Genomic DNA, 5,577 nt, shown 5'->3' on the forward strand with positions numbered 1-5,577 from the left:
TCCCGTTCGCCTGGCCTGGCCGGACGATAGAGCCACGCTGAGGGGGGATTGCACCAGAGCGGTGCTATACGTCCGTTTCAGGTGCGTTAACTGCCTCTTTTTAAAACCGAAATGTTTTCGCGATCACAGAAATACGATTTTTTTTCCGGCTGCATAATTCCGCTTTTTTTGGGCCTGACAATCGCAGGGATATGCTTGTTTATGCACTTTATATGCATTCGGTGTGAATAGTGCCTTGCTGTAAGTTATTGATATTCTGTTATTGCGATCGGTTTATGCATTTTATTTGCTGGCTGGCACGCCGCGTGCAGATTAGAGTGAAGGCGTGATGAATCATTCCAGTAACACTTTTTAAACTTTAATTTCACCCGGCGCCGCCGGATGACGCGATAAAAGAGGCCAGCATGCAACCTTCAGTCAGCCGTGAGAAATTTGATCAATGGATTGTCCCAACCTATGCCCCGGCCAGCTTTATCCCGGTCAGAGCAGAAGGATCGACGCTGTGGGATCAGCAGGGGCGCTCTTATATTGATTTTGCCGGCGGTATCGCCGTTAACGCGCTGGGCCACGCCCACCCGGAGCTGCAGCAGGCGCTGCAGCAGCAGGCGGCGCTGCTGTGGCACACCGGCAACGGCTATACCAATGAACCGATCCTGCGGCTGGCAAAGCAGCTGATTGATGCCACCTTCGCCGATCGCGCGTTTTTCTGTAACTCCGGCGCGGAAGCCAACGAAGCGGCGCTGAAACTGGCGCGCAAGGTGGCGCTGGATAACGGCAACCCGCAGAAAAACGGTATTGTGGCGTTTAACAACGCCTTCCACGGCCGCACGCTGTTTACCGTCTCTGCCGGCGGCCAGCCCGCCTATTCAAAAGACTTTGCGCCGCTGCCCGGCGGCATTCAGCACGCGGCCTTTAACGACCTGGCGTCGGCGGCGGCGCTGATCGATGACAGCACCTGCGCGGTGATCGTAGAACCGATCCAGGGTGAAGGCGGCGTGCTGCCTGCCGAGCCGGCGTTCCTGCGCGGCCTGCGCGAGCTGTGTGATAAACACCAGGCGCTGCTGATTTTCGACGAGGTGCAGAGCGGGGTTGGCCGCACCGGTTCGCTGTACGCCTATATGCACTATGGCGTGACGCCGGACGTGCTGACCACCGCCAAAGCGCTCGGCGGCGGCTTCCCGATCGGTGCGATGCTGACCACGGAAACGCTGGCCGCGCACCTGAACGTCGGCAGCCACGGCACCACCTACGGCGGTAATCCGCTGGCCGGTGCGGTGGGCGGCAAAGTGATGGAGCTGATCAACCGCCCGGACGTGCTGGCCGGCGTAACCGAGCGCCATCAATGGTTTGTTGAGGGGCTGGAGGCGATCAACCAGCGGCTGAAGCTGTTCAGCGAAGTGCGCGGGCTGGGCCTGCTGATCGGCTGCGTGCTGAATCAGGACTACAGCGGCAAGGCTAAACTGTTTAACCAGGCCGCGGCGCGGGAAGGGCTGATGGTGCTGATCGCCGGCGCCAGCGTGGTGCGCTTCGCGCCGTCGCTGATTATCAGCCGCGACGAGGTGGACGAGGGGCTGGCCCGTTTTGAACGCGCCTGTCGCTCGGTGATTGAAGGAGCCGGCGTATGATGTTTATTCGTCCCGTTGAACGAGACGATCTGTCACAGCTGATGAACCTCGCCGGTAAGACCGGCGGGGGATTAACCTCGCTGCCCGCAGACAGCGCCACGCTCGCCGCCCGCATCGAACGATCGCTGCTCACCTGGCAGGGCAAGCTGCCGCGCGCCGAGCAGGGCTACGTATTTGTGCTGGCCGACGGCGAAACCGGCCTGGCGGTGGGCATCTGCGCCATTGAGGTGGCGGTGGGGCTGCAGGACCCGTGGTACAACTTTCGCGTCGGTACCCAGGTTCACGCTTCGAAGGAGCTTAACGTCTACAACCGCCTGCCGACGCTGTCGCTGTGTAACGATCACACCGGCAGCAGCGAGCTCTGTACGCTGTTTCTCGACCCCGACTACCGTAACGGCAAAAACGGCTACCTGCTGTCGAAGTCGCGTTTTCTGTTTATCGCCGCGTTTCGCGAGCGCTTTATGCAGAAGGTGGTGGCCGAGATGCGCGGCGTCAGCGATGAACACGGCCACTCGCCGTTCTGGGACAGCGTCGGCAGCCGCTTCTTTTCTATGTCATTCACCGATGCCGACTACCTGAGCGGTACCGGCCAGAAGGCGTTTATCGCCGAACTGATGCCGAAGCACCCGCTGTATATCGATTATCTGTCACCGGAAGCGCAGGCGGTGATCGGCCAGGTTCATCCGCAAACCGCACCGGCGCGGACGGTACTGGAAGCGGAAGGCTTCAGCTTCCAGCACTACGTCGATATTTTCGACGGCGGCCCGACGCTGGAGTGCGATATCGACCGCATTCGTGCGGTGCGCAAAAGCCGTGAGCTGAGCGTTAACGTGACGGCGTCACAGAACGGCGACCTGCCGCTGTGCCTGGTGGCGAATCAGGACTATCAGCACTTCCGCGTAATGCTGCTGCCCGCCGACCCGCTGGCCAGCGAGATTGACGTGACCGCCGCGCAGGCGGAAATTTTAGGCTGCCGGCCGGGCGATCGCCTGCGGGTAGTGACACTTTGTCGTGAGGAGAAACAGGCATGACGCACTGTATTAATGGCCAGTGGCTGGCCGGCAGCGGGGAGCACTTCAGCAAGACCAGTCCGGTCGGCGGTGAGGTGCTGTGGACGGGGAACGCCGCCTCGGCCGGTCAGGTCGCCAGCGCCGCTCAGGCCGCGCGCGGCGCCTTCTCCGCCTGGGCGCGGCGACCGTTTGCCGAGCGCCAGGCGATCGCCGAAGCGTTTGCCCGGCTGCTGGACGGGGCCAAAACCGAGCTCAGCGAAACTATCTCCCGCGAGACCGGCAAACCGCGCTGGGAAACCCTGACCGAAGTGCAGGCGATGATTAATAAGGTGGCGATTTCGCTGCGTGCCTGGCACGCCCGCACCGGTGAACAGGCCGAAGGCGAAAGCTCGCTGCGCCACCGCCCGCACGGCGTGATGGCGGTGTTCGGGCCGTATAACTTCCCCGGCCACCTGCCAAACGGCCATATCGTACCGGCGCTGCTGGCGGGCAATACCATCGTGTTTAAGCCAAGCGAGCTGACGCCGCTGACCGCTGAGAAGACGGTGCAGCTGTGGCTGCAGGCCGGACTGCCGGCCGGGGTGCTTAACCTGGTGCAGGGCGGGCGTGACACCGGCCAGGCGCTGGCGCAGGACGCGCAGATCGACGGCGTGCTGTTTACCGGCAGCGCCGCCACCGGCTATCAGCTGCATCGCCAGTTCGCCGGTCAGCCGGAGAAGATGCTGGCGCTGGAGATGGGCGGTAATAACCCGCTGATCGTTGACGATCCGGCGGATATCGACGCGGCGGTGCATATCGCCATCCAGTCGGCGTTTATCAGCGCCGGACAGCGCTGCACCTGCGCCCGGCGCATGCTGGTGAAACGCGGGGCGGCGGGAGATGCGTTTCTCGCCCGGCTGGTGGAGGTGGCGGCGAACATCCGCACCGGCGGCTGGAACGACGAGCCGCAGCCGTTTATGGGCAGCGTGATCTCGCTGCAGGCGGCGGAGAAGGTGTATGCCGAGTGGCAGTCCCGGATTGCGGCCGGCGGCAGGGTGCTGCTGGAGATGCGCTGGCCGCAGCGCGATAACGCCATCCTCACGCCGGGGATTGTTGATATTACCGGCGTGGCCGGCCTGCCGGACGAAGAGGTGTTTGGCCCGCTGCTGGCGGTGATCCGCTATGACGATTTTGACAGCGCCATCCGCATCGCCAACGATACCCGCTACGGCCTCTCCAGCGGCCTGATTTCACCGGACCGCGAGAAGTTTGACCAGCTGCTGATCGAAGCCCGCGCCGGGATAGTTAACTGGAACAAACCGCTGACCGGTGCCGCCAGCAGCGCGCCGTTTGGCGGCGTGGGTGCCTCCGGCAACCACCGCGCCAGCGCCTGGTACGCCGCTGACTACTGCGCCTGGCCGATGGCCTCGATGGAGTCCGCCGGGTTATCCCTGCCCGCCAGCCTGTCGCCGGGCCTCGATTTTAGCGCTAAAGGAGAGACGCCATGAGCGCCCGTGAAGTCAATTTTGACGGTTTACCCGGTCTGACCCACCACTACGCCGGGCTGTCGTTTGGCAACGAGGCATCGGTGCGCTCTCAGCATCAGGTCTCTAACCCGAAACTGGCGGCGCTGCAGGGGCTGATGAAGATGAAGGCGCTGGCCGATCTCGGCTTTGCCCAGGGGGTGATCCCCCCGCACGAGCGGCCGAACGTTGAGGCGCTGCGCCAGTTAGGCTTTAGCGGCAGCGATGCCGGGGTGGTGGCGGGGGCGGCGAAACAGGCACCACAGCTGCTCTCCGCCGTCAGTTCCGCCTCATCGATGTGGGTCGCCAATGCCGCCACGGTATCGCCGTCCGCCGACAGCGCCGACGGCCGCGTGCACCTGACGGTGGCCAACCTGAACAACAAATTCCACCGGGCAATTGAAGCGCCGACCACCGCCGCGCTGCTGCGGGCGATATTCCGCGATCGCGACCACTTTACCGTGCACGACGCGCTGCCGCAGGTGGCGATGTTCGGCGATGAAGGTGCCGCCAACCATAACCGCTTCAGTAACGGCTACGCTGAGCCTGGCGTGCAGCTGTTTGTTTACGGCCGTGAAGAGGCCAGCCCGGCGCTGGCACCCACCCGTTACCCGGCGCGGCAGACGCGCGAGGCCAGCGAGGCGGTGGCCCGTCTGCACCAGCTGGACCCGGCGCGGACGGTGTTTGCGCAGCAGAATCCGCAGGTGATCGACCAGGGCGTGTTCCATAACGACGTGATCGCGGTCAGCAACCAGCAGGCGCTGTTCTGCCACCAGCAGGCGTTTGTTAACCAGCCGCAGCTGCTGGCCGAACTGGCGGAGAAGCTGCCGGGCTTCCAGCCGATTGAGGTGCCGGCCGACCGCGTCAGCGTTGCCGACGCGGTGTCGACCTACCTGTTTAACAGCCAGCTGCTCAGCAAGGCCGACGGCAAAATGCTGCTGGTGCTGCCGGAAGAGGCGCGCCGTCACCCGGGCGTCTGGGCTTACCTGAGCGAGCTGGCGGCCAGCGGCGGAGTGATTGACGAGCTGAAGGTGTTCGACCTGCGCGAAAGCATGTGCAACGGCGGCGGCCCGGCCTGCCTGCGCCTGCGGGTGGCGCTGACCGCGCAGCAGCAGGCGGCGGTCAACCCGGCGGTAATGATGAACGATGCGCTGTTCGCCACCCTGAACGGCTGGGTGGAGCGTCACTACCGCGACCGTCTTACCCAGGCCGATCTCGCCGACCCGCAGCTGCTGCTGGAAGGGCGCACGGCGCTGGATGAGCTGACAAAACTGCTCGACCTGGGCAACGTTTACCGTTTCCAGCAGTAACAGGGCGGTGCAGGGCGGGCGTGCGCCGCGCTCTGCACCGGTCGCAGACGCACTTAAGGAGTACCGATGAAGGATTTTCTTGCCCTGACGCTGGCGGGTGTTGGCCCTGACAACGCCGCCGGACAGCAGG

At 63.8% G+C, this 5,577-nt stretch carries 4 protein-coding genes; all 4 read left to right on the forward strand.

The features are described 5' to 3' along the window. The first annotated feature begins 404 nt into the window (after window positions 1-404). From NV64_RS14335 to astB, 4 genes are read left to right on the forward strand one after another with little or no spacing between them, the layout of a single operon-like run. Entirely contained in the window at window positions 405-1,625 is a 1,221-nt protein-coding gene (locus NV64_RS14335; RefSeq protein WP_101506167.1) for a bifunctional succinylornithine transaminase/acetylornithine transaminase, read from the forward strand. Further along, window positions 1,622-2,656, forward strand: coding sequence for an arginine N-succinyltransferase (gene astA, locus NV64_RS14340; protein ID WP_101506168.1), 1,035 nt, complete (start codon window positions 1,622-1,624; stop codon window positions 2,654-2,656). Before NV64_RS14335 ends, astA begins: the two co-directional genes overlap by 4 nt. Further along, a complete protein-coding gene (gene astD, locus NV64_RS14345; protein ID WP_056234527.1) occupies window positions 2,653-4,122 on the forward strand; it encodes a succinylglutamate-semialdehyde dehydrogenase in 1,470 nt (489 codons plus the stop codon). Before astA ends, astD begins: the two co-directional genes overlap by 4 nt. Then, on the forward strand, window positions 4,119-5,447 hold the full coding sequence (gene astB / locus NV64_RS14350) for an N-succinylarginine dihydrolase (protein ID WP_056234530.1): 1,329 nt from the start codon (window positions 4,119-4,121) through the stop codon (window positions 5,445-5,447). Before astD ends, astB begins: the two co-directional genes overlap by 4 nt. Window positions 5,448-5,577 lie beyond the last annotated feature (130 nt).

The organism is Erwinia sp. B116, from assembly GCF_002865965.1.
Classification (GTDB): Bacteria; Pseudomonadota; Gammaproteobacteria; order Enterobacterales; family Enterobacteriaceae; genus Erwinia.